General features: G+C 42.7%; 26 protein-coding genes. All 26 read right to left on the bottom strand.

What is annotated here, in order from left to right; all coding sequences use genetic code 11:
• Positions 1–22: 22 nt before the first annotated feature.
• Positions 23–448 carry a hypothetical protein gene (locus DW036_RS12410; protein WP_147401480.1) on the bottom strand — a complete coding sequence of 142 codons (426 nt, stop codon included), beginning with the start codon at positions 446–448 and terminating at the stop codon, positions 23–25.
• A 63-nt stretch (positions 449–511) separates the two neighbouring features.
• Positions 512–910: a D-Ala-D-Ala carboxypeptidase family metallohydrolase gene (locus DW036_RS12405; RefSeq protein WP_118464667.1), complete on the bottom strand. Its 399-nt coding sequence runs from the start codon at positions 908–910 to the stop codon at positions 512–514.
• A gap of 6 nt (positions 911–916) precedes the next feature.
• Complete coding sequence (locus DW036_RS12400; RefSeq protein WP_118464666.1) at positions 917–1,384, bottom strand: hypothetical protein; 468 nt, start codon at positions 1,382–1,384, stop codon at positions 917–919.
• Between the two features lie 53 nt (positions 1,385–1,437).
• Positions 1,438–1,932 (bottom strand): hypothetical protein, encoded by a 495-nt coding sequence (locus tag DW036_RS12395; RefSeq protein ID WP_233560416.1) that lies wholly within the window; start codon positions 1,930–1,932, stop codon positions 1,438–1,440.
• Between the two features lie 56 nt (positions 1,933–1,988).
• Positions 1,989–2,942 (bottom strand): hypothetical protein, encoded by a 954-nt coding sequence (locus DW036_RS12390; RefSeq protein ID WP_233560414.1) that lies wholly within the window; start codon positions 2,940–2,942, stop codon positions 1,989–1,991.
• 17 nt (positions 2,943–2,959) lie between these two features.
• The gene (locus tag DW036_RS12385; RefSeq protein WP_061438331.1) at positions 2,960–3,817 is read right to left on the bottom strand and encodes a hypothetical protein; all 858 of its coding nucleotides are present in this window, start codon (positions 3,815–3,817) and stop codon (positions 2,960–2,962) included.
• Positions 3,814–5,289 (bottom strand): hypothetical protein, encoded by a 1,476-nt coding sequence (locus DW036_RS12380; RefSeq protein ID WP_118464663.1) that lies wholly within the window; start codon positions 5,287–5,289, stop codon positions 3,814–3,816. Before DW036_RS12380 ends, DW036_RS12385 begins: the two co-directional genes overlap by 4 nt.
• Entirely contained in the window at positions 5,286–5,597 is a 312-nt protein-coding gene (locus tag DW036_RS12375; protein ID WP_118464662.1) for a hypothetical protein, read from the bottom strand. Before DW036_RS12375 ends, DW036_RS12380 begins: the two co-directional genes overlap by 4 nt.
• A 254-nt stretch (positions 5,598–5,851) precedes the next feature.
• Complete coding sequence (locus tag DW036_RS12365; protein ID WP_233560412.1) at positions 5,852–7,651, bottom strand: hypothetical protein; 1,800 nt, start codon at positions 7,649–7,651, stop codon at positions 5,852–5,854.
• Position 7,652: 1 nt separating this feature from the next.
• On the bottom strand, positions 7,653–8,294 hold the full coding sequence (locus DW036_RS12360) for a hypothetical protein (protein WP_118464659.1): 642 nt from the start codon (positions 8,292–8,294) through the stop codon (positions 7,653–7,655).
• Positions 8,291–8,488, bottom strand: coding sequence for a hypothetical protein (locus tag DW036_RS12355; RefSeq protein WP_147401478.1), 198 nt, complete (start codon positions 8,486–8,488; stop codon positions 8,291–8,293). Before DW036_RS12355 ends, DW036_RS12360 begins: the two co-directional genes overlap by 4 nt.
• 96 nt (positions 8,489–8,584) lie before the next feature.
• Positions 8,585–8,779 carry a hypothetical protein gene (locus DW036_RS12350; RefSeq protein ID WP_118464657.1) on the bottom strand — a complete coding sequence of 65 codons (195 nt, stop codon included), beginning with the start codon at positions 8,777–8,779 and terminating at the stop codon, positions 8,585–8,587.
• Positions 8,776–8,970: a hypothetical protein gene (locus tag DW036_RS12345; RefSeq protein WP_118464656.1), complete on the bottom strand. Its 195-nt coding sequence runs from the start codon at positions 8,968–8,970 to the stop codon at positions 8,776–8,778. Before DW036_RS12345 ends, DW036_RS12350 begins: the two co-directional genes overlap by 4 nt.
• Positions 8,967–9,164 carry a hypothetical protein gene (locus DW036_RS12340; protein WP_118464655.1) on the bottom strand — a complete coding sequence of 66 codons (198 nt, stop codon included), beginning with the start codon at positions 9,162–9,164 and terminating at the stop codon, positions 8,967–8,969. The genes DW036_RS12345 and DW036_RS12340 overlap by 4 nt, the downstream gene beginning before the upstream one ends.
• 606 nt (positions 9,165–9,770) lie before the next feature.
• Positions 9,771–10,787: a hypothetical protein gene (locus DW036_RS12335; RefSeq protein WP_118464654.1), complete on the bottom strand. Its 1,017-nt coding sequence runs from the start codon at positions 10,785–10,787 to the stop codon at positions 9,771–9,773.
• A gap of 207 nt (positions 10,788–10,994) precedes the next feature.
• Positions 10,995–11,204, bottom strand: coding sequence for a DUF4248 domain-containing protein (locus DW036_RS12330; RefSeq protein ID WP_118464653.1), 210 nt, complete (start codon positions 11,202–11,204; stop codon positions 10,995–10,997).
• A gap of 129 nt (positions 11,205–11,333) precedes the next feature.
• The gene (locus tag DW036_RS12325; protein ID WP_118464652.1) at positions 11,334–11,807 is read right to left on the bottom strand and encodes an HU family DNA-binding protein; all 474 of its coding nucleotides are present in this window, start codon (positions 11,805–11,807) and stop codon (positions 11,334–11,336) included.
• A gap of 118 nt (positions 11,808–11,925) precedes the next feature.
• On the bottom strand, positions 11,926–12,321 hold the full coding sequence (locus DW036_RS12320; RefSeq protein WP_118464651.1) for a hypothetical protein: 396 nt from the start codon (positions 12,319–12,321) through the stop codon (positions 11,926–11,928).
• Between the two features lie 41 nt (positions 12,322–12,362).
• On the bottom strand, positions 12,363–12,962 hold the full coding sequence (locus DW036_RS12315; protein WP_118464650.1) for a hypothetical protein: 600 nt from the start codon (positions 12,960–12,962) through the stop codon (positions 12,363–12,365).
• Positions 12,963–13,029: 67 nt separating this feature from the next.
• Entirely contained in the window at positions 13,030–14,034 is a 1,005-nt protein-coding gene (locus DW036_RS12310) for a hypothetical protein (RefSeq protein ID WP_061438339.1), read from the bottom strand.
• A gap of 90 nt (positions 14,035–14,124) precedes the next feature.
• Entirely contained in the window at positions 14,125–16,146 is a 2,022-nt protein-coding gene (locus tag DW036_RS12305; RefSeq protein ID WP_118464649.1) for a hypothetical protein, read from the bottom strand.
• 18 nt (positions 16,147–16,164) lie between these two features.
• Entirely contained in the window at positions 16,165–17,136 is a 972-nt protein-coding gene (locus DW036_RS12300) for a S49 family peptidase (RefSeq protein ID WP_118464648.1), read from the bottom strand.
• 51 nt (positions 17,137–17,187) lie between these two features.
• Positions 17,188–17,532, bottom strand: a complete 345-nt coding sequence (locus tag DW036_RS12295; protein ID WP_233560411.1) for a hypothetical protein — start codon at positions 17,530–17,532, stop codon at positions 17,188–17,190.
• A gap of 96 nt (positions 17,533–17,628) precedes the next feature.
• Positions 17,629–18,117: a hypothetical protein gene (locus tag DW036_RS12290; RefSeq protein WP_061438343.1), complete on the bottom strand. Its 489-nt coding sequence runs from the start codon at positions 18,115–18,117 to the stop codon at positions 17,629–17,631.
• Positions 18,118–18,686: 569 nt separating this feature from the next.
• Positions 18,687–22,754, bottom strand: coding sequence for a DNA primase (gene dnaG, locus DW036_RS12285; RefSeq protein ID WP_233560409.1), 4,068 nt, complete (start codon positions 22,752–22,754; stop codon positions 18,687–18,689).
• Positions 22,732–23,310 carry a hypothetical protein gene (locus DW036_RS12280; protein WP_316242758.1) on the bottom strand — a complete coding sequence of 193 codons (579 nt, stop codon included), beginning with the start codon at positions 23,308–23,310 and terminating at the stop codon, positions 22,732–22,734. The genes dnaG and DW036_RS12280 overlap by 23 nt, the downstream gene beginning before the upstream one ends.
• Position 23,311 lies beyond the last annotated feature (1 nt).

Below are 23,311 nucleotides of genomic sequence, written 5' to 3'. Positions count from 1 at the left end.
TTTAGCTTGAGCTAAAAAGTGATTAGTTTTTGCGACGGAAGTAATAAATAATGGTAGCCAGGAGGATTAAAATAAGGTAGGGAATGAAGGGCTCGTACCAAGACTGGGCTTTCACTTGATAGGTCGTTTCTGCCTTTACTATTTCATGAGATTGCTCCGAGGTGGTATCGGAACTGGCGATAAACTGCTTCTGACTGATTGTGGAATCGGACTTGCTTTTGGAAGATAGATCGATATCGGTTACAGATTTGACCGGACCATGTGAAGCAGTGTCACCAGGTTCCGGAGGGAAGTACTCCACGATCCGGACGGCGAGGTTAGATTCTTGCTCATGCAGGTAGCGGGCAAACTTTGCATTGAAGTCTATGGAATCTTTCCGGGTTTCTTTGAGGTGGGTAGTTTGGACATCGGAATGTGAGGTTCCTGATCGCGAACTTCGACAGCCCACGATCAGGAGTAAGATAAACAACACAATCAATATATTATGAACAAAATTCATGATTACACTATCTTAAAGTTTCAGAATCTGGTTTCGATTGGTAGCCCCTCGATAACTAACGTGGACCCAAGAAAAATTCTTCTCATCGATGAGTTGATCAAACGGTAATCCAAGTTCCTGAATGAGGTAGAATAAACGGCGGTTTTCGTTGGGATTGCCACCTGTGATATCTGCGGCCATTCCTTTCATGTGATCGCTGGTGGCTGAACCACCGATTTTACGATTCAATGCTTCACTACGGAAACCACTATTAATTGTAATTGGTTTCCCATAGGCCTCCCTTAGTGGATCCAGTACATGTTCCACCAATTGTGTGAGGTTCGCAACATGTTCTTTTTTGCATCGATTGTCAATTCCAAATCGATCTGCTGTGTTTGAGCGGCATAATTCCGCAATTGTGAAATGCTTCATATATTTTTATTTTAAAAATGTATTAATACTCCGTCCTAATTTTTTCTCCATTTCCCCACGAAGTTGCGCACGGAATATACGTAAGAAAGGCATCTTTGGGTATATGATAAGCATGGACGCACTAAAACTCCAAACTTCGCAGGCTCCGGCTACAGCCGCAGCAACAGAAGTGATGGTGATGCCTGGATGGAACATGTGTTCAATCATATAGACCGAACCTAAACAACATCCGTATATTGCAATTTTGATGCAGGTTTCACGCCCAGCTTCCGAGTAAGCAAAATCTCCCTTTTTCAGTGAAACTGCAATTCCCCAACCTAAATCTACCAAGATGAGGATAAATACTATAAGAAAAGGATAATAGGCAGGTGCAAAAAAATTGAAGATAAGAAGTAATAAGGCCACTAACCAACCGTAGAAAGTGGAAAATATATGGCACAAATGGTCTAAAATTGATCTAAGAAAAAGTTCCATAGCGTTCTTTTTATTTCAAAAGTATAGTGTTCTCAGCAACGAATAAAGGACATTTATTGTGGTATCTTCACTTCGAAAAGATCAGCTGCTGAGGAACTGAACATGAGTGTCCAGCCTATGGATTTAAACTCCGGAGAAACAAAAGGAACGATATCGTGATTATCGGATATCTTATCCAGCCAAGGGCAATTTTCCGCACGAGAGTCCAGGATGAGTTTCTTCCGGAGAGATGCAAGAAGGGATAAGGTGATATCCGAGGCAAGGGCGACTTCGATCATATCGGCTGAGTCGGTGAGCTTCATGGCGATAGTAGCCGCCAGCTTCTGTTGGTCTAAAATGGAGTTTCGGGAATCCCGGGACGAGGAGAATTCTCCAAAATCAATGAAGAGATAATTACCCGTGATATCATTCACACGCCTTTTTACATCATCGTATGATTGACCGAAAACAAGATTCTCAAGTGCTGGCATGAGCGGTGCCGGAAGTCCTTTCACGTACTCAAGCAGAGCGGAGTACTGTGGGAACTGGCTTGCCCCATTGCTAAACATAGAGATCACCCCTTCTTTCTGAGGGTATTGAGCGAAGTACTTTAATAATTTCAGAATCATAGTATATCATTTATTATGTAAATGGGTAAGCCGGTTTCATTCGCAATGTCTATCTTTTCCATCTTAGCTGAGTGAAGGCTTCGGACGGTATCAATGAGTTTCTTACGAAGAATGGTCAAGTATTGGAGAATATTCATTCGCTCGACGGTATAAACGTCGCCAAGACCATCAGAACTCAAGTTATACAGAGACTCAAGAGCACCGGTAGAAATGGCAGACTCTTTGGTATTCTTAGCCTCTGTAAGTAACTTGAATTCGGTTTTGGTAAATAGATAATTAACGAATGCCTGAAAGTTAAAGGCGATAGCCGTCAACTCATCCGTCGGCAGATTTACAAACTTGTGTGCAAGGGCATGAGCTCCATCAGAAGAGTACTGCTCCGGATAGTAAAGGATAGCGGCCAGAAGTGGAAGTTGATCCAGTGATCCGCCGATTAGGGAGCGAGCCTCGATAAACTGAAGAGCTGTCAAAGAGCAAGTGAGCCGGTTGAACGAGGTATCTATATTATAGGCTGAATACAGCTCGTCGTCATCGATGCGAATTGCCGGGATCTGCTGTTTACAAAAGCATGAGTCAACAGCATAGTTATAAGGCTGCTTACTCAGATATCTGGCAATGGTGATGCCTGTTAGGCGATGTGGAGGAATGCGCTTACATAACTTTCGTGTTTCAGGATCGAGATCCTGAAGAGCAGCATCGTTATCCGGATAGATAATTGTGAATGGAAATGTTACTTGCTCGGCCAGCCAGGTTAAGTTAGCCAATCCATCAGAGTCCTTTATTTTTTTGAGTTGCCACCCCATAACACGACAGACATAGTTCACGCGGACCATAGCAATCGAGAGTTTGCCTTGGGCCATCAAGGATATATCATGGATCAGTGATCGGAAAAGATATGGAGTAAGGCTTTCCCAGGTATTAGGAATGCTATATTGAACTCCTTTCGCCATAAAGTCAATGGTAGGATTTAGCATGGCATCACTAATATTATGTCATCAGGACGGTTAAAAGAAGTGTTAGTATCAACGGATCCGGAAGAATCCGAAGTGAGTATCAGGTCGATATTGGCTAATTCCTGTTTCACTTCATCCATTAATGAAGCGGATAAAGCAAGCATGCGTTCCTGCTCATCTTTTCCGGATCGACTTGCTTTGGAATCATCGAACAGGCTCCGGATCGTAGGCGGAAACTCAATGATATCAAAACGTCGGAGTGCAATGGCAATGGTTTGTTTGGCCAGGCATCGATGAAGCATCCGCAATACATCCTCTTTACCTTCTGCTCGTTCAAAGTAGGCGGATAGGCCATCGTCCAGAGCTTCTTTCTGAATAGGTATTGTCCGGAAGAAAAAGAGATAAGAGAGGTCAATGGAGTATAGCATATCGAAATCTTCGGTACTTTGAATTCTAAGTCCATCAAGAAGTTTCTTGTAGCGGGTTTCTTTCCAGGAAGGGAATTTATCTTCAGTATCGAGTAACTGGATTACTGTATCCATCGCATTGAAGTAGTTTTCAATAAATGAGCGACGCATGGTTTCCTGCTCATGCTTGTAGATATCGACATCATTTTTACGCTTAGAAACGATATCGAATATGAGCTGCTTTGCCATTGTCAAATTGGCCATAGCCATACATAAGGCTTCCTTTAGCTCTCCATCAACCTTCACAATCTCAGAATAGACATCTTTCGTTAGTATAATAATCATCATCTTTTTGGCTGAAACTGCTGATGAGTTGAGCTGATCGAAAGTAATATTACTTTCGGCATACGGAGCGTATTTGCGAAACTCCGCGATGGTAGGAAATAGTTCTTGTAATATTGTCATGACTGTTGCTTATTAAGTCTATCTTTGGGTGATACTTCTTCTTGGCGGGCCGGAACTTCACGATAGAAGCCAAGGCGATATCCCTGACTGTATAAATCGGGAAAGTTTATCTGCAGAGCCTGGTTAAATGGCTCTGTACAAATTTCGTCTTCAGAGGTGAGCGACATAATGTAGATCAGATAGTTGTAATATGCATCAGCACCCGATTTGGAAATAACTCCATCTTTGCTGACGCTCGAAATTGAAGAATCAAGGCCCACACTGGAGAGTAAGACTTCATCGGCACGTTTATCGTAGGATATCAGGGCGTCGATATATTCTTTATATTTCAAATCGACAGTTTCTATTTTCCAACGTTCTTCCTCGCCTTGGCTGTTTTTAAAGCTGATAGTTGCATAGGCTTTTCCCTGGTTATCCGCTCCGGAAAGATAGCGGGATATTTTGCGGAGTTCCGACTGCAAATATTTGATTAACGTCGATTCTTTGAATTCTGTACCAATCTCAATATCATTATATTTTAAAAGTTCCTCATTGTTTTTTCTGCGTCGCTTATTCTCATCACAGAGCTTGGTGATTTGGATACGTTTCGACTCAAGCCAGGCATTAGGGATAATTATATGAATTTTAGCGGCCAGAGAGTTGCGGAGGAACGAGTTTATATAATCGGCGGTATCATTGGAGCCTTTGATATACGATTTCGTTCCGGCATGTGTTTCATTCACCCCGTAGAACTCATCAACGGATTTTTCACGATGGTGTGATATCGCCGCAAACTTGTAATTACCGACCTCTGACGGATTGAATTTAGGATAGATACGGAAAGTTGAAGTTCCGTAGCCCCATCTCCCTACCGCTATATGCCGGAAATCCTTATAATAGACTACATCGGTGGCAACATCCTTCTTTGTTGTCGCCAGCCGGCAATGCTTATTTTCCATTATTTCAAGACCGGCAACAGGGAGTACTCCTCTACCCTTCCCTATTGTAAATCGCCATTTTACAAAGAAATCACGGAAATAGTAGTAGTTCTTAATGATAGATTTGGCAACCTCTTTATGATCCGATTCGAGACCACGATCCTTCCAGCTATTAAGCCAATCGGTGACAGTAGGGCAATCAACCCATTCTTTCTGCAATTTGCCATCGACAATCGTAGGCTTGTACACGCTAAGCCCATGCCCATACAACATATTAACCTGCTTGGTTATTAAGCGAGGAAGTAGTCGATTCTTCTTGATATCTGAGGCGATCTCTTCGCACTTCAGATTGTTGAAGCCACGACTGCAGACTTGAAATCCCTGGATACTCTGCCATTGTATATCCGGAAAGTTACTATTATTAAGTACCGGAAACATAGGATCAGGATCCAGCACTGACGAGAGCGGTGTATCACCGATTTGAAACGATATCACATTATCGTCGTCAAGATAGCAACCATAGTTGCCTACCATTTTAAGGTTGCTTTTATTCATAGCCAATCTATTTTATGAAGTTTGAAACCATCTTGTGGAAAGCCCATATACCGGATTAGTATGCGATAGCACATCTTTGGCTCACCATCTGCATCACTGAAGAGGAAGAAGTTATCACTATCAATGCTGAACCGTTCTTCCGGAAGTTGGGTGCGCCATTTGCATCCTTCCTTAACCGTTAGATTAGGTATTGCCTCCCCTCTATGCCTTGAGCATGGGAAGAAGGCAATGGTGAAGCATCCATTAGGGAGCTTCGAGATCTCTTTAGCCCATTGCATCGCCTGAATACCTGTCATCGTCATTTCCATGCCCGAAAGTAGTGGGTTTCGGGGTGCGCCAAAAGGACGCACCCGGGGTTTGTCATATTTTCGGAATTTTCGGGAGGGGGTGAGCGGCAAAGTGAAAACTCAGCGGTGCGTGCAGGTATGCGCCTTGCAAGAAAAATACGTTTTAAGTTTTCAAAAGCAAAGGGCTATTTCCCAAAGTATTAGATATTATTCGGATGTCAAACAGTCCCATTATTATACTTTTACTGATACATTTTTAGAGTGAAAAAGAACTACTATATAGCAAAGTTATCGGGTAAATTATCCGGCATTGATGATAATTCGCTTTGCACTTTGTTTCCATAGCGGCCAAAAAGAAGGTAAATTAAGGAGCTGGGGAGCTGTGTTGTTAGTCCGGCCTGGTTCTTTAACGGTACTTTCTTTTCTGATGATTTATCAAGCTCTATGCGGCCCTCTGTTTTCTTCAGTGGTGACAACATGATAGAGCTGCAAAGGTTTTTGCACTCGTTTTCATCTATCAAGATTTCCGGCAGGGCATTACTGCGGCCACCAAAAATAAGTAGCAACAGTTTGAATTGTTGCCAATAGTAAATTGTAGACTGGCCCTCGTTCATTAGTTCAACCTCGAAGCCATAACTTTCAAGCTCACGCTTTAGTGCCCGGCTGTCAGTGGTGATTTGCTCCAGTTCTTCACGACGTTTGTTACCGGCACGGTCGGGATATAGAATAATGCGTTTGTTTATGGAGTCCGGACCAAAGAACTCATAGAACTGGCGGGCGAGTTCCGGTTGTTCATCTGGATAACAGCAATAGAACTCTTTTAGGATCCGGAGCTGGCGACCATAGTTTTTTTCCTGGGCAACAGTCAAGGAAGAAAAGTGGCCGGGATCATAGCCAACGAGAAGCTCATCGTGCTTACTGTAATACTTTAGGTAACGAGCCGTGAGGATGAAGTGTTCCCGGAGGTCAAGTTTCAGGATGGACTCGTAAATATAGCTATCGGCAAACTGATGTTTTTCCTTGTTGTAATTAGCAAAGAACTTGTTAATTACTTCTTTGTGACGAATGGCACAAATAGAAGTAAGGAACTCATCCATATCGAGGGTTTCGAGCTGGGTTTTGAAGAATTTAGGACCCAAAATATCCTTGTTACAGAAAGAACTGGCGCGAATGTAAAGAGTTGCATTTCGACGCATGTCGGCCAGGCGTGGTTTCCAAAGTGCAATGATGCGGTCTTGCTTTATGATTTCGAGACGGATGTGCTCAAGAGTAACAGGATTGGTTGTCTCACGCTGTGAATTTATTAATCTGTATTTCTGATAGATAGCGGCATTTACATGAAGAGCAACAGTAGCTATTTCTTCAAGCAGTTTATGGTCCATGTGTTTCTCATATTCTTCAAACCAATCGTCCTCCCCCAAGTCAACACGAGCGGTATCAGATACACCGGTGATACCTTGGTAATATGTTGAGCGGCGGATTTCAGCACTGGATCCACGAAGTGAAGGGAACAAGCGGGTTTTCAGTTTTTCACCCTTGTTGTGCTTCATTTCTTCGATGATTGCATGAACAGCCGATCGGCCTGCGACTGATTCCGGTTGATCGGAACTTACTAATTGGATGTGGTGGCCATCACGGAAAACAACGCTGTGCTTGGGGTACGATATCGGATATCGGGGACGGCGGAAGTGTGAAGGGAGTTTGGCTTCACCGACTACATAATCGATGCCGTATTCAAGCATGGGGCGTACCTTTCCGCCAACGGTAACTTCTTTGGAGAAGTATGCCTGAAGGTTGGGCCAAACATTAGTCATGAGAGCGACGTAGGTCTTATGTACCAGGAAGGAAAGTTCACCGGGCATATCATTGGCCACACGAATAATGCGGGGACCGGTAATACCTTCAGTCTTGCCACCGGCGCGTGCAACTTCAGCATATAGATTATTCGGATCGATTACATTAGCCAAAATTTGCATCTGGTTCATGTAGTAGGATTCGAAGCTCGTAGTCGCATCGAAGGTTGTCTCTGGAGATGAGAGAGAGCTTGAAGATTGGCTATACAGTTCTATTCCCATATTATTCCTCATTTAGTTCTTCGTATTCTGCCTCCTGGATATCAGCATCACGAAGGAGACGTTTTTTCTCTACTTTTTTAATAGGAAGGCTGTCAATGAGATTGAGATAAAAACCTTTGTTATGCTTGGCTGCAATTTCTTTTAATGAGGCCTTGCTGTATCCAAGGTCTTCAGAACTGAGTTCTGGAGAGATAAGAAAAACAATACCCAAGTCACGATCAGCTTCAGCTATTTCGGAAGCACGACGACGACACTCCAGGGCGGCGGAGTAACATTTGCCCATTGTTTTATAGTCTTCAGCTGCAGCACAAAGCTTGGCTAAGTCTTCGTACTTGTCGGCATAGTTGGACTCCCATACTTTGATAGATACATTGTTATCAATGCTGAAATAGTTTATTGCAGCATAGATGCGGGCTTTGCAAGTACGTTCATCAATGTTTATCTGCTGTTGTGCATTGATGCGTTGGCGTAGTTGCTTGGCTGCACGAGTTATGTTACGTTCGTACTCATAGATTTCGGCAGCCCATTGAAGCTGCTTCAAAAAGATTTGTACATCGGGCGCAATTCCGTCACACTTTCCGGTAGTGAGGAAAGCGGATATTAGGTCCGGATGTATCTTATCAAGGGTGTCGAGTTGAGTCATACGCCGAACAGTTCTTTTCTAAGTTTCTCTAACTTTGCTTCTTGCATGGTTTCTTTTAACAGGACAATGGCATCAAGATCACCACTGGCAGCTTTCTTGATGAGTCCTTCCATTATGGCATGTGCCGCTTCTTGCGGACTAAGCGGCGAAGTGTCCGCCTCATTTTCCTGGGTGGGTGATGTTTCCTTTTTCATGGACTGCATTAATTATGCAGGCAAAAGTAAATGATAAGAGAGGAACAATGAAGGACAAATCCCCGCTACAAAAGTCTGTAACGGGGATTTGGAGAATTATTGGTGAAAAGAAAGTTCTATGATTTCCTTATTAATATCGGAACAAAATGCAGTCAGCCATTTTACAAGCTGCATATCATTATTGGGGATTTCGGAAAGGTTGGAAGTTACAATTAAACTCATAACAGCCCGGGCAACCATTGACCATTCTTCAATAGTCAGTTCCTTATTCATTTTTATATTGGGATTCATTGGGGACCTCCTTTCTCTTCTCCAGTGATGTAATCAGTCAAGAAGTCACGTAGTAGTTTCAGTTCGTCCAATTCAAGGTCATCTATGAATAAGGCTGTATCTATTTTAGCAACCTCATACATACATTCTGATGCTCCGTTATTATCCGTCCAGTCATATTTCATAATGGAGAATTTGGGGTCTTTACTCATTTTGGACCTCCTTCCTCATTAAAGGAGATATTCACCGTGCCACCATTGGCATAGATAATAATAGATTTTTCACTACGGGTAGCGCGAATGCGCTTGCGACCTGAACAGAGTTCAATACCAAGGTTAGCAAACATTTGCTGGACCTTCTCGGCGGATACATAGCGTCCGCGGGCGCGTCGATTTTGATTTTTCATTTTCTTACAGCAGTTTAAAATGAAACAATATGTCGATTATACACTTATGTGTTAAATCTTGAAAGACGGGAAAGGGAGTTTCTGATTATGTATCCAAAGCATATATGGAATAGAAAAAAAGTTCCGCTTTCCCGCTGCTGTACACCTTGACAAGGCCGGGAGGCCATTAAGCACTCCACACGGGGGTCGGAACTATATGATAACCGATAGGCACAAAAAAGGCCAACGGCAAAGTTGGCGAACATCGTCGCCTTGTCAAAATGTACAGCAATGCAAATATGAGGAAAGTTTTTGGAATAGCAAAAAGAAAGCAGAAAAATTATATCGCTACATCTATTTTATGTTAAAAATAGCAGTTCTGTATTATCTAATCAATATATTTGCGGTGTGAAATTCTAATAAACCATGTTTGACTTGCTTAGAAATATATTAGCTTTTATGGGTACTTTTGTTGTAATCAGCACTGGTATAATGTTGCTATTACAAGGAGTGGTATGCTGCATTACATGGAGTTGGACCTGCAAAAAAAACACCGATTATAGAATTGTTATAATCGGTATTATTGTAGCCCTTTTGCTTATTCCTTTTTATTATTTCCCTGCATAACTAATAATCGCGTCTACCTTCGTTTTTAGCATTCAGAATTTCTATTATTGGTTGCATATCTTCAGGAGATTTTATTTTCAATGAATCCATTGCTCTGGCTGCTGCTCTGACTAATTCGCGGTCAGCTTCTCTATCCAAATAATCATTGATAGCTCCACCAACTCCATTTGTATATAATTCAAATCCTTCGCCTTTTTTATACCGAAGACCGCCTCCAGTTATTGCAACCGTTATTAAGCCAAATAGGAATAGCAATCCGATAGTTTTAGTTGATAATCGCAGCCATCCTGGTGATTCCATTTGTATCTTCATTGTTAATGTGCCATCACATTCCATTTGATGCTTTTGACAAAAATCATCAATCAACAATGATATTGCTTTCAAATCACAAAAATCGTCCAATGATACTTCATTTCTAGTTCTGATTCTTAGAACTAAATGCATTATATCCTCTTTAACATAACAATCGTGTATAACACTATCTATATAAGGAGCATACCCTTTTACATCAGATAAGATATGTCTGGAATTAAACATTAATTGCAAAGTTGGAGGCAAACTCTCTCTGCGACAAGCATGTTTCCAATTTACATGCCATCTTTTCTTGAAGTCACAATGATGTTCTTCATCTAAAAGTGGATGTACTTCTTCATACATTTGCCCTGTAATAATGCCTATAGCCACATGGCAAGCTCCGTTGGAGGGAATTATAACAACGTCTCCCTCTTTAATTTCACGCGTAAATCGTAATATTTGAGCAACAGGATAACCCGAATTTCGAATATCAGGATATCTATTATTAAACATTACTTTTAATGCTTCTTTAGCCGAATTATCAGTTTGGGGTAAATGGTGCAAATCGGCAAGTGTAATATCATTATATCCAACAGCAATATAATTTCCTTTCACAAATTCTCTGTAATATGCACCGCCCATAGTGCGCACCATCCAGTAGTTCTGTTGTTCATTTAAATTTTTGATGTCTGCTACTAAAGAAGTAAAATCCAAATATTCCATTCTAAATATATGGCGAATCCCTTATCAAAACGTGCCCAAAGGTATTTAGTGTAACCTCAACCCGATTTTACGGATTACGTTTTGAAAAGGGATTCATGTCCTGTTTTTCAGTATTTTTATCACTAAATTTGAGGGGCAATGCAAAAGTGCAGATTTATTTTGATATGACAAAAAAAAGCGGAATATTTCTATTCCGCTTCATCTTCTTTACTCTCCCGGTTCTCCCAAATGTCGAAGTATAGTTTCGTGTTGTATGGGGGTGAGCGCCCGTTGTCGGGGCTTGAAGTGCAGGGTTTCGAGTTCCGATTTCAACTCTGTATTCAGTTCTATCCATCGGTGTAACTGAATACTGGCACTGCGAGGGGTACTTCGCGGGAAGTAGGCTTGAGCGAGGTCGCTCATGTAGATTGCTTTCATTATTCGTATATTTTGCTTTGAGATTTATGGCTACTAAATTACTTGAAACTACCTATAGACAATAGGACGTTTACCTATAGGTAGCGGGAGATTTACTTACAGGCAGTTGGCTGACTACCTATAAGTAATTTATCCCAAAGGGTTCTCCTCTATGCCTCCGTCCGAACCGGAACCATTTCCATCTGTTTGGGAAGTTTCTCCTAACTTAGGCACACGCTTGAAGGTAAGGCCTCCGTCTCCGGCACGGGTTGCTGCTTTAATCGGCTTTCCCGGGCGGAACTGGACGTTGGCTGCCGTGATGTTGTTGGGGGTGAACTCTTTTTCATTTTTGGCTCCTTTGCTGGACAGTTGGAGTTGGAAACTGCCGAAATTTTCGAGACGGACAATCTTGCCTGCCGCCAGATTCTTGTTGATTTGCTTGATGAGGGCACGGATAGTATTCAAAGCATCTCCATCCGTCAGGGATGTGGCGTAGGCAATATCTTCGGCCATTTCGTCCATGGTTATTTCACCATTGGCTTGCGCTTTGGCATAATAAAGTTTTGCGGCTGATTTATTACCTGGTTTACTGCTCATCAGAGCGAGGGAATAGTTTACACTCATGCGATTGATGTTTTTAATGATTAATATTACTTTGTCGTTTTGCAAATTGACAAGGCAAAGGAACACAGTTGGCATGAGTGCTGGTTGGCATATCTGTATTCTACTGCAAAAGGGAGCGTTAAGAGGGATTATTAAGCAGTTCGGAATGGCTTATATCTTGCAATATTGCTTTGAATAGGGCCTCACGTTCACGATGGCGGCGGAGGTTCTCTTTGTCCTGAGAGCGCCGAGTCTGCCGATCGGTTCGCTTCAGGTAAGATTCGTATCTGCGGATGTTATCCGCTACATTCTTGTGCAAGCGTAGAAACTCGTGCGGATCCGTCTTCAGTAACTTCGTCAGTTGCGCTCTCTCTGACTGATGAGTTATGAGCGGATGAATGTAGAGGAACTTCCCAGTGTCGTTGAACGATTGCAGCTCATCGAAAGCCTGCAAGTTTCGGATCCGGAGTTCCACCATGTCCATGATGTCACGTTTGACCGGTTTCTTATCCAGGCTTTCGTCGAGCTGCTTCATTTGTTTCCAAGTGACCACACGATCGTTGTAGATGAGTGTGGCTATTTGGACTTGCGGATCGAAGAGGTTGTCCCAGTCGATTTGCGGGTACTCCTCGTGCTTTTGGACTTTGCTGGAGCTGCTTTGGGCTGCTCTTTTTTTTTCTCGGTATCCAGGGCTTGTTCGGCTTCTTCAGCTCGAGTTTCAGCTTCTTCCTGAGCCTCTTCCGCTTCTTCGGCACGTTGCTCGGCCTCTTCTGCTCTTTCTTCGGCTTCCTCAAGGGATTGTTCCAAAGCCTCTATTTTTACTGATTCTGGAGTATTTTCGTCAGTGGTACCGGTAGTCTCATCAGAGGCTGAAGTATCACTATCTGTAGCGGTGATTTCGTCTGAAGGTGTATCCCCGGCAGCGGTACCAGGAACTTCAGTAGCAGCTTTCAGCTCATCTAACTTTTTACGACGAAAGGCACGAATGCTTTCTCGAGTCGTCAGATCCAGGAGAGAATAGAGGATTTCACTCGCATATCTTTTCGGATCGCGAGTATAAGTTCTCAGTTGAGGAAGCCAGGGACGAACTTGTCGCAACAGTTCAAGGTCATATACTGCAGCATCCGGATTGCGGAGGGCATTAAAATGAAGTTTCTTTTCTTTGAAATTATACATAGCTTGTTGGATTTGAAACAAGCTAACTCAACTGAATTTTATCAGTCGGTTAGCCTGTTAATGATGATTAAGCTGTCTGAACACGCGTTCCTTGGACTTCTACGAGTGTAGCCGGGTCCATAACTCGGAATGTGATGGAGGAACCGGCCTTGGCCGTCCAGGTGGCACCATCTTCGAGAGTGAAGGCTGTACCATCGGCAATAGTGGCAGCTTTGTCAGTACCGGTACCTTCAAGAGTTATGTAGCGACCTTTATCATTGGCTGTGAGGCCTGATATCGCATTGATGGCATAAGTCGCTGCGGATCCGTTCGGGATTTCGTACCGGTTGTTCTGAGGAGATATCGCCAAGGTTGCTGAGTCAGCCGCATGCTTGGCTGCAGGAACACGGATAATATCGCCAGCGTACTTGTAATATTGATCTATGCTGGTACGTTTGAATGTGAAAGTTACATAGCGGCCATCTTTATCATTTTTGGACTCATAAGAAGACAGTACCATTGGTCGATCATAATTGCCGAGAATATACCATTGCTCCTCTCCTACTTCTTTGAATATGACAATGAATTTGCCACCGGCATGTTCTTCAATAAAAGTGAGAAGTTGGTCGCGCATACCTCCCATAATCATTACGAAATTATTCTCTCCACTGGTGGTGATATCACCTTTTTCACCCGTTGATGTATATGTAGGTATATCATGGGCCTCAAAATACTTCATATATTGTCCGGTCTTCATAGGTAAAGTACCTATTTCCCTACTTGCATTAGGCTTCGGAAAAGTTACATCTGGGTTGATTTGGGAGATTTCAATCAAATAGACCTTATATGCTATATTCGAGCCATGAGTTTGTCGGTCGGAGACATCTCCAACGTCACCGATAGCCATCATGGCGGCGAATGAAGTGCCGGTGAAACCTGAGAGGCAGAAGGGAGAAGAGGAAGGATCCAGAAACATTCCGATAACGAAGGCGAATGCAATCAACGTCATCAGTGAGAGAAAGAAGCGGAGCTGCATTTTGCGAGCCGCTTGGTTTCCTTTGCGAAAAGGATTTGAAATTTTCTTTGCTTTCATATTAAATAAAATGATGGGTTAAAAAGAAAAGGGCGGGCCAATAACCCGCCCCTGTCACCTAAAAACAATTAATTACCAGACTAACAAAGGTTATCTTACACCTGGAATGTTAGGCTGCAGTGCAGCGTTCACCTTGCGGACACCGGCTACTTGGCGTTCGAGTTCCAGGAAGTTTCCTTTGCTGTTCAAGATCAGCATAATGTAGTCACCGACCTTAGTAGGTGTATACGCCTCAGTGATATCGGCAAACTTACCGGCTTTGGCAATGGTGGTTGCATTTTCGGTTGATCCACACTCGATGATATAAGCGACACCGGCTTTGGCATTAGTGATATCGGTAATGGCTTTGGCTGCAGTATTGGCTACAGTGATTTGCCAGAAACCTTTGGAAGCATCTACGGCGGTGGCATCAGCCTCCATGTCAACAGCAGGTTTATTCATGAAGATTTGCTGCCATTCGTAGTTGTTTGCTTTAAGTTTATCCAGGCTGTCGAAACGACGGCCGGTAAATGAAGCCGAACAACCTTCTTTCCAAGTAGACCAGGCTTTTACAAGTTCCATGTCTTCTTTAACCTTGATAGACAGCATTTCACCCGGTACGTATTCCAGGAACTGAATGTTTCCGGGCACATCCATAAACATGAGAGGAAGCTGGCCAAGATATGGAAGCCAAATGATGTGTACGTTCGTATCAGGAACAACATACTTATAACTGTCTGGTCCGGTAAAGTCGATATCCTTACCATATTTGGCACGAACGTTCTTGATCCACCAAGGCTGATGGGTTTTGTTCAGGTACAGAACATGGTTGTCAATGTCCATATCTTCCGTGCAGGAAGTAATGATGTCGGCAACAAAATCCTGAACAGCATCCAACATATCGGCATCGGTATATCCACGATAAGCTTCATCATCATGAGGAAGAATCTTAAACTCATGAATGTAGCGGAGTAATGTGTAAATAACACCTGTAGAAGCATTCAGATAGCTACCTGCAACGCCTGTCTCCGGTTTTACATAGATACCACGCATACGGCGTTTGTTTTGCTCAACCTGGGCGGTTTCTAAGGAATTAAGGATGCAGAACTCGATCATGTTCCACTTGATCGGATCAGAACCCTCTTTGTTTAAGTAACCGATGTACATGCGCTCCAGTTCCTTCATTGGACCGAACTTGAGTTTGATCATAGCATCATCAACATGTCCCATCTCGTTTTCGAGCTTCATGTCACCCTTCCAGATTTCACCTTGCTGGTAGGCCTGGGAAACTTCAGAGAAGAAAGCGTTGAATACGAGGTCATGATCCTGAATGCCGTAGCGTACAGGGAAGTACTGAGTGAGGTCACGTTTCGTGAGAACACGAGCAATCAAGGCATCTTGGCGGAGAACTACAAATTGGTTACCGACTCCGGCAGTATTAACGCCTTCGTAATTAGTTCCAAATTCACCGGCAGCCAATTTCTTGGCATCGAGCATGCCATTGGCGTGCAAATAGGCATAGCGTTTTTGCAACGAGCGAGAGAAAGCTACAGCCTGTTTACGGAAAGAAGCGCCTTCTGTATCTTCATCCCAAGCTCCAAAAGAAGCTGCAGCTGCCGGATTAGCAGCAATACGGTTCCAACGATCGGTCATGGAAAACATAGAATTTTCGATACCAAACAAGAACTTCGTGCGATCTGCAGGACCTGTGAAACTGGCAGTAGTAGCGGTTACCGTCTGAATGGGACGATCTTCAGTGGCACTATTTTGCATCGTGTTGACCAAGCCTTGTACGGCTTGAGCAAGTTGTACAATGTCAGTACCGGTTGCCGGAGTTTGAGTAGTCTGTACTACCGGCTTTTCTTCTCCATCTTGAGTTGCATTCTGGTTTGGATTAACAATACTATCCAAAATGCCTTGTACCTGATCCATCTGCTCTTGAGTGATAGGAGTATTTGTAGCAGCATGAGCTGCCATGTCGGCGGCTAAGTCATCCTGAAGAGTTGATTGATACTCTTTCTGATAAGAGTCAACAATCTGTTTCCATTCTTCGTCAGTCAGCTGATTGGCTTTTGCTTTGTCCAGCAGCTTCAATTTCTGCAGGACGGTCTGAATTCTTTCTTTAATATTCATGTGAATGAAAAAATTAAGTTATAAATAGTTGAGAGCGTTCTTTTTGATTGTTTCCAAGTTGGTGTAGTTCCGGCCAAGGTCTACAGCGCTGGCAACGGCTTCGAAGAAGGTCATGGATCCATCAATGAGTTTCTTTTCGATGGCATGAGTTGTATCGAAGGTCTCGCCCCGGAAGACAGGATCGTCTTCCGGGAGCTCACCCAGTTCTGGACGGCTTGTACGGACTTCGTTCAGGAACTGCTCAGTGAGCGGGTTCAGCACATCTTTGACATATTGCTCCGGTTTTCCAGCACGCATGTCGTTGTACTTCTTATTCTTGAGGTCTGATTTATCAGCGGTTTGCCTAATGATTTTAATGCCGAGCTTTTCATAATAGCCGCTAAAGTCATAGGTCTCGACCATTGTACCTATACAGCCAATTACTTCATTGGCTGTAAGTGCGGCGATAACATTGGAATGGCAAGTGATGTAATAACAGGCAGAGCAATCGCATTGCTCTACAAGGGTTATGATGGGCTTATTCAACGAACGCATGGTCTCGCTGAGTCTATCAAGATACCAGGCTTCACCACCTGGTGAGTTGGCATGAATGAAGTGGCAAGAAATAGCCGGATTAGCTTCAGCATCCAGGATATCCCGTTCAAATTGCTTGGAAGAGAAATACCAACGACTATCAGCAGTGATAAAACCCCAGATACGATGGTAGGCGATACTACCTTCAGGAAGTTCATTGGAAGAAAAATCACTGGTAAGGGTTACTTCTTGGAACTCGGAAAGTGCATGCAGTTGTTGCTGGATTTTAGCAAGGGCTTTATCTGCCAAGTCTTTATATGTAGGCGGATCATCATCGAAGAAGAAAGCCGATGGTGTGGGTGTGTCATTTGCTATCAAAGGGAAAGCATCCATCATGGCAGAAGTGAAGCCTTCTGCCGAGATGAGAAGCTGTTGAGTGTTTGATAGAAGAAGCTGTCGGAGAAAAGTTCTGTTCATTGCATATCTTTTCAGCGAAGATAAGCAGCTTGCAGAAGGGGGTGAAGGACGCTACAGGAGAGGCGATTTGAGCATTTTACACTCAATTTTCAGCGTAGCGGAGTTAAGATTCGGAGAAATGTATACGATGGCTGGTATCTTATTATCCCCAATACTGAACTTCCGGTACCGGGTATCCCGAAATTCTATAATGGCAAACTTGCCCGAAGAAAAATCACGGATAACGTCAGCTGGTGGAAGATCGACTGTAATCTCTTTATTACAATTGTAGCATCTGCCGGCTTCGGAATCTTCCGGTACCGGCGAAAAAGTAAATTCATCGGCAATGAAACGATAGATATCCTGACGCATCTTGGCGATGGGATATACATTGAGTTGGATGGATAATTCTCTCATAATGATTATATTTATTTGATATTCAATAAGTTCGCCACACATAGGACATTTTGTCCGCCATTTTGGGACAAAATGCATAGTTCGGTAGGTGATTTTTCATCCCCTTTTTAACTTCTTTTTATACTCTCGACGTCTTTTTCTTTTTCGAATGTTTTCCCGCCACCGATAGAAGTTTTTTAGCAAGGCATCTTCAGTAATGCTGTCAATACAGTAGGAACACAGGAATTTATGAACGATATCGAGGTTGTTAAGCTCATGACCGTTCAAGTCATTCTCATCCATAGCGGTGTGAAGGTCACGATTGAACATACGACGTACTTCATTCTCTATGACCTTGGCAGCTCGTGGAGAAAGGTAATTATAGACTTGTGGGTCCTTTCCTATCCGTCGGTCTGGGAGAACAATAGTAAGATTGCCATTATCCACCGGAGATTGATTCTGATGACGACGAGCCATCAGGGTCCAAATAACGTGATACAAATCTGTATTGTCAGGAATTCTAATGGGTTCATCTGCGCCATTATTATATTTTCCACGCAGATATTCAGCAAGGTAAGGTGTAATCATAATGCTCGTTGTAATCATGGCTGTTTCCTCTAAATATATTTTTGAAATAGTTTTTGTTCATTTTCTCATCCTACCGTCCAACCGTCCAACAGGATTATTAAAGTTACTGATTATTATTTAGTTACACAAATTTACCAAAAGAAAAATAGTGTTGGAGGACGTCCAACACGTCCAACAAACTGCGTTATTTCTCTTTTTTGTTGGATGCCGAATGTTGGATGGTTGAAAACGGTCAATCCAACACGTCCAACAGCGTCCTACAAAACAACACCTATGTAGTATATATATAATTAAAAAGAAAATATATACTACTATACAACAGGGAGTTACATTTTAAAATGTTTTTCCTTGTTGGACGGTTGGACTGTTGGACGGTATTTCTGAAAAGTTTTCTTTTCAAAACTTTGCCTCCTTTGCTTTCTTTTTTGTTTCAGGGGGTCTGGGGGATTTGAGAAAGATAGATAGTATAACATTGGTTTAGATGAATTCGACGAAATGTCCGCAAATCAGAATATAAAAAGCAATTATTCCCAATGGGGTGGCCACCGGGAATAATTGCTTGAGAGTTTAGAATAGAATTTGTCTCACTAAAGAACAAGGGGTTGAGGTGCATCAGCAACTCCCAAAGGATCATTGTCCGGATTAGCAGTCGGGATATCCTCCTCCGGATTGCGCTGCAAGTCAATATCATACAATTCTCTGAAAAGTTCGTAATTGATAGCTATACAGCTTGAATTAGTACTTCTCTTCTCCATCTTACGAACCATATCATTATTCAGTTTAATAGGTATGCCTGTTTCATTGGGAATATTCTCCTCAAAGCCACCGCGTGGAACTTCGACTACATCATACCAATTAAAGCGGCGGGCATGCACCAATCCAATGTAACTGGGATGCGAACGTAGGTTCTGCTCGATGGTAGATTGAGTCGAATCTTCCTGGTTGTACGATGATCGAGCGTATTGCGTATAAATGGTGCTGAGACGTAGAAACAATACGCGAGTTCCTGCAGGAATAGGTATTTCCCTTTTCTCCCCTCCAGGAAGTTTGATCGTAAACCGTTCCGGCGTGTCGATGGCAAAATCCCGGCCTTCCTTTATTGCCTTGGAATCGATCATAACATCCATTGCTTTGAAGAAGCTGGCCAACTTGTCGGTTTTAGAAATCAGTTCAACCTGGAACTTAATCTTGTTGCATGCGATTTTGAAAAAATCTTTGTAAGTGAATGGTAATTTCATATCTGTATAATTTTCAATTAGATTACATGTTGCTAAAAATAATGAAGCCGTTTTCATCAGACGATCGATCTCTCCGGAATTCATCAGCTCCTTCTTCAGTTCATCATAAGCTTTTTGCTTAAGCATCCGGAAATGTTGCATAACCAAGGGACGCAGCTGAAGAACCTCGAAAAGTACATTCGAAAGGCCCCTCTTTGATGGATCCTCAATCTCCTTCAGCTTATTGAAAAGCTCAATCTCTTCCGGTGTGCGATTCTTTGCTTTGGGAACCTCACAAACAATGATACGGGACATAAGAGCATTGTCGTCTCTCTGAGGCGTTTCCTGCCCACAAATAACTACCGGTGCAAAAACCTTTTCTATTTCTATATCTTTACCCTGATTTGCTTTCCTTTTCTGACGGCCTTCTCCATCATAAACAGACTGTTTTAGATATTGGAACATCTGGTCATTGATATCCTTATTGTTATACTCGTCAAGAACGACAGGAACATCCCTGAAAGAAGAAAGCAATGAAGAGAGAGCTGGCAGAGTTCCGGTATTCAGATTAAATATAGAAATATTAGGGGAAATGAACAAGGAGCGGATGGATATCGCTATTTGTGTTTTTCCCGATGACATAGGCCCCATAAAAAAGGGAGCGGTAAAAAGACGGTCGATACAGTGAATATTGCTTCGGAAAGCACACATTATAGCATAAATAAGAGCCCATTTTCCATTGTCATTAATCTTATATACGCGATCCATCAGGGAAGCCCACTCTTCAAATGAGCATCTTTTATCTGCAGGAATTTCTTTATATACAAGTTGAGAAATAAGCTCGTATTTATCAGTTTTCCGGCCAGAACCTGCGTAAATTGTAGAAAATGCCGGCAAATAATAGTTCTCCTTATGGTGAGTGACGACTCCGAGCTCATTAACGGGATCAAAGCGAGCAAGACCATCGACTATATGGAAGATACCATTGGCAAAAGCGAAAAATTGCTGATCCTCGCGGCGAGAAAAACCGTCTTCTTGCTGATTACCATAAGTAACAACTTCGGTACACTTCACATAGTGACGGCTCATATATTCGCGAATCTTGGTCCAATGCTTCTCTTCACCGTTGGTGAAATTGACAGCTTCCAACATGATTAGTTTTTCCTCAATGGTGCTCTTCTTAACAAGAGCTTTGGAGGGAACCTCTATGTAAAGAGGGGTTTTGTAGTAGCGTCGATTTATTTTAATGACACGCTTGTTATCTTCGTCGTTATCAGAATAAATATGTAGCAAAGGAGTCATAAAAAAGTCGCCTACCATCGTATGACCTGATTTTTCTTGCTTAAAAAGGTAACAGACCGGTTCTCCCTGCTTATTCAGCTTTGGATAGAAATTACATTGATTAAACATCTGCATGTATTCCGGATTGTCCTGGACATATCGGGGAAGTTCATCAGGATCATAGCTCTCCTCCACATAATCATCATCTGTACGCTGAGCATTGATGGCCATACGAGATTTACGCTTGGCCAGATATGGCTTTAGAATTTCAGTCAGAGCCTGTTTTATCAGTCCCAAACAGCCACAGAAGTATGAGTAATTGATTATACGTACAGAATCATCAGCATAGCTTATAATCTCGGCACAACGTTCAATATAAGGCGAACGCTCTCCTATGAAATTTTTGAAGAATAGCTTATGCTGATAGACATAAAATTTTGCAAAGTTATAGGCCTCGATCACATTATCTTCATCTTCCAGGTCTTCGTCATCTATAATCTCGTCTTCATCGTCGGGTTCCGCTGTCCTTTCAACCGTCACAGTGATGTTGGATATACCTCCACGAAACATTGTAGCTAATGCAGCCAAATAATCGGCTTCTGTCCCATCTTTAGAAATTGTAAGGCCATCACTATCTGTAGTAAACATTTGGCCGGCTTGACGGAGTAATTGGATATCGTTCATTCCCGGAATGCCATGAACATATACTATAGGTTCGTCTCCATATAAAGTGAGAAATTCCTGATAATCTGAAGTAAGAATGCAAGGTTCGTTTCCGGAGCGAGTTTCTGAAAGCATTTCAATACCATATATGCCAGGCTGCATCAGGTCTTTTTCTTTGATCGAAGCTGTCTTCTTTTTACGTAAAGTCTCATTTACCTTTCGTTGGATCACTTCAGTATTGGTGTCAAAAAGGTTGGCTATTGCTTCAATACATTTAAGACGGAGGGTTTCTGAAGGAATTACCGAAACAAGTTCACAGAGGGTTTGCATGGCCTCTTCTTCTTTATTCGGGTCCTCTACCGGATTATCACCACGCAATAATGGGGCAAAGTAGCGGACAAAATGCATTTGATGGTTCATGATCCACTTCCCGGTATCTGTTTTCTTCTCCCTTGCAAGATCATCCGGATCTTGCCCATTAGGAAGAGGAACAGCACTCACCTGGAAACCTGCAGCAAGCAATGCCTCGCAATTTTTAAGAGAAGCATTGATTCCTGCAGTATCAGAATCATATATCAGAGTGACTTTCTTGGTAAAGCGTCCGATGAGCTGGATTTGTTCAGGAGTTAAGGCAGTACCGCTGCCGGCAATGGTATTGCGAACACCTACATCGTGCATGGAAAGAACATCGAACTGGCCTTCGACCAGATAAACATTGTCATATCGAGAGATAGCATCACGTGCCTGGTACAGTCCGAATAAGTGAAGTCCTTTTTTGAAAAGAGGGGTATCCCCTGTATTAATGTATTTCCCACTTTTTTCCTGGGGAGTAATATAACGGCCAGAATATCCGACAATGTTTCCTTTCAGGTCAAAGAACGGGAACATGATGCGATCACGAAAGACATCGTAGATAAACCCTTTCTCCGATTCGCCCAGAACACCAACTTCGAGAAGTCTCTGCTGGGTAAAGCCAGCTTCAAGAAGTTCTTTCTTGGCAATATTGCCTTCCGGGGCATAACCGATTTTAAAATCCTGCAGTATTCCATTGTCAAGTTTATACCCACGTGAGTAAAGGTAGGATTGCGCATCCGGAAGATGTTTCTGAAAAAAGGCTGTTGCTCCTTTCAAAGCAATGCGCTGCGACTCACGTTCCTTAGCTTTAGCCATCTCATCATCTGTCATGACACGCTGTGGAAGCTCTATTCCGACACGATGGGCCAGCCAGGTAAGAGCTTCATTGAAAGACATCCCCTCATGATCCTGAACAAACTGAAGAACATCTCCACCTTTGCCGCAGACAAAACATTTATAAGTTTGCCTTGAGGGACTGACGACCATAGAAGGGTGTTTATCCGGATGAAAGGGACATATCCCCAAATAATTAATGCCTTTTTTACGTAGAGAAACGAACTGGCCAATAACATCGACTATTTCGTTTGCCTCCTTAATACGCTGTTTTAATTCTTCGTCAATCATTGCTTTCTTCTTCAAATATACAGAGTTGACGCGCTGCAAAGGCTTCTTCTAAGGTAATTCCAAAGTAGTTGGATAGCGCGAGATACTCTTGTTGATTAATATTTTTGCGTCCGTGAAAAATATCCCACCAACGCATTTGATTTATGCCAACTTCACGATAAAAAGTGCGGGTTGGCATAAAGTTCTCCGGATGCCGGAACTTAATCCGGAGCATCTCTTGTACCAGGTTTCTTTTGACTGTCTGGCCAACAACAATATGTTTCCGATGCATATACAATTGTACGGCCAAAGGTGAACGATTCAGAACCTCAGACATCTGCTCTGGAGTCATCTTATTAGCGTTGTCTCTTACGAACTGGTCTTCGTGCGGCTGCCATCTTCCATTGTTCATAGCTTTCTTTCCTCCATATTTGTGTGTAATCATCATTAAATTCGTATTCCGGGTGTCGCTCGATATAACAGCAACAGAACTTAATAAATAGTTCCTGCTGGGACGGAATAACAGAGGAGATAATATCGTAATACCGCCCAACCTGAAGTTTATCCAGAGCTTTGAAAACTCGACTCTCAAA

Source organism: Bacteroides sp. AF39-11AC, from assembly GCF_003474285.1.
Classification (GTDB): domain Bacteria; phylum Bacteroidota; class Bacteroidia; order Bacteroidales; family Bacteroidaceae; genus Bacteroides.
This window is presented reverse-complemented; position numbering and strand designations above follow the sequence as displayed.

Bases quoted from the DNA above. Each gene is read 5' to 3' on its own strand.
- DW036_RS12405 (WP_118464667.1), bottom strand. From the start codon at position 910: ATGAAGCATTTCACAATTGCGGAATTATGCCGCTCAAACACAGCAGAT.
- DW036_RS12400 (WP_118464666.1), bottom strand. From the start codon at position 1,384: ATGGAACTTTTTCTTAGATCAATTTTAGACCATTTGTGCCATATATTT.
- DW036_RS12395 (WP_233560416.1), bottom strand. From the start codon at position 1,932: ATGTTTAGCAATGGGGCAAGCCAGTTCCCACAGTACTCCGCTCTGCTT.
- DW036_RS12390 (WP_233560414.1), bottom strand. From the start codon at position 2,942: ATGGCGAAAGGAGTTCAATATAGCATTCCTAATACCTGGGAAAGCCTT.
- DW036_RS12385 (WP_061438331.1), bottom strand. From the start codon at position 3,817: ATGACAATATTACAAGAACTATTTCCTACCATCGCGGAGTTTCGCAAA.
- DW036_RS12380 (WP_118464663.1), bottom strand. From the start codon at position 5,289: ATGAATAAAAGCAACCTTAAAATGGTAGGCAACTATGGTTGCTATCTT.
- DW036_RS12375 (WP_118464662.1), bottom strand. From the start codon at position 5,597: ATGGAAATGACGATGACAGGTATTCAGGCGATGCAATGGGCTAAAGAG.
- DW036_RS12365 (WP_233560412.1), bottom strand. From the start codon at position 7,651: ATGGGAATAGAACTGTATAGCCAATCTTCAAGCTCTCTCTCATCTCCA.
- DW036_RS12360 (WP_118464659.1), bottom strand. From the start codon at position 8,294: ATGACTCAACTCGACACCCTTGATAAGATACATCCGGACCTAATATCC.
- DW036_RS12355 (WP_147401478.1), bottom strand. From the start codon at position 8,488: ATGAAAAAGGAAACATCACCCACCCAGGAAAATGAGGCGGACACTTCG.
- DW036_RS12350 (WP_118464657.1), bottom strand. From the start codon at position 8,779: ATGAATCCCAATATAAAAATGAATAAGGAACTGACTATTGAAGAATGG.
- DW036_RS12345 (WP_118464656.1), bottom strand. From the start codon at position 8,970: ATGAGTAAAGACCCCAAATTCTCCATTATGAAATATGACTGGACGGAT.
- DW036_RS12340 (WP_118464655.1), bottom strand. From the start codon at position 9,164: ATGAAAAATCAAAATCGACGCGCCCGCGGACGCTATGTATCCGCCGAG.
- DW036_RS12335 (WP_118464654.1), bottom strand. From the start codon at position 10,787: ATGGAATATTTGGATTTTACTTCTTTAGTAGCAGACATCAAAAATTTA.
- DW036_RS12330 (WP_118464653.1), bottom strand. From the start codon at position 11,204: ATGAAAGCAATCTACATGAGCGACCTCGCTCAAGCCTACTTCCCGCGA.
- DW036_RS12325 (WP_118464652.1), bottom strand. From the start codon at position 11,807: ATGAGTGTAAACTATTCCCTCGCTCTGATGAGCAGTAAACCAGGTAAT.
- DW036_RS12320 (WP_118464651.1), bottom strand. From the start codon at position 12,321: ATGAAGCAGCTCGACGAAAGCCTGGATAAGAAACCGGTCAAACGTGAC.
- DW036_RS12315 (WP_118464650.1), bottom strand. From the start codon at position 12,962: ATGTATAATTTCAAAGAAAAGAAACTTCATTTTAATGCCCTCCGCAAT.
- DW036_RS12310 (WP_061438339.1), bottom strand. From the start codon at position 14,034: ATGAAAGCAAAGAAAATTTCAAATCCTTTTCGCAAAGGAAACCAAGCG.
- DW036_RS12305 (WP_118464649.1), bottom strand. From the start codon at position 16,146: ATGAATATTAAAGAAAGAATTCAGACCGTCCTGCAGAAATTGAAGCTG.
- DW036_RS12300 (WP_118464648.1), bottom strand. From the start codon at position 17,136: ATGAACAGAACTTTTCTCCGACAGCTTCTTCTATCAAACACTCAACAG.
- DW036_RS12295 (WP_233560411.1), bottom strand. From the start codon at position 17,532: ATGAGAGAATTATCCATCCAACTCAATGTATATCCCATCGCCAAGATG.
- DW036_RS12290 (WP_061438343.1), bottom strand. From the start codon at position 18,117: ATGATTACAACGAGCATTATGATTACACCTTACCTTGCTGAATATCTG.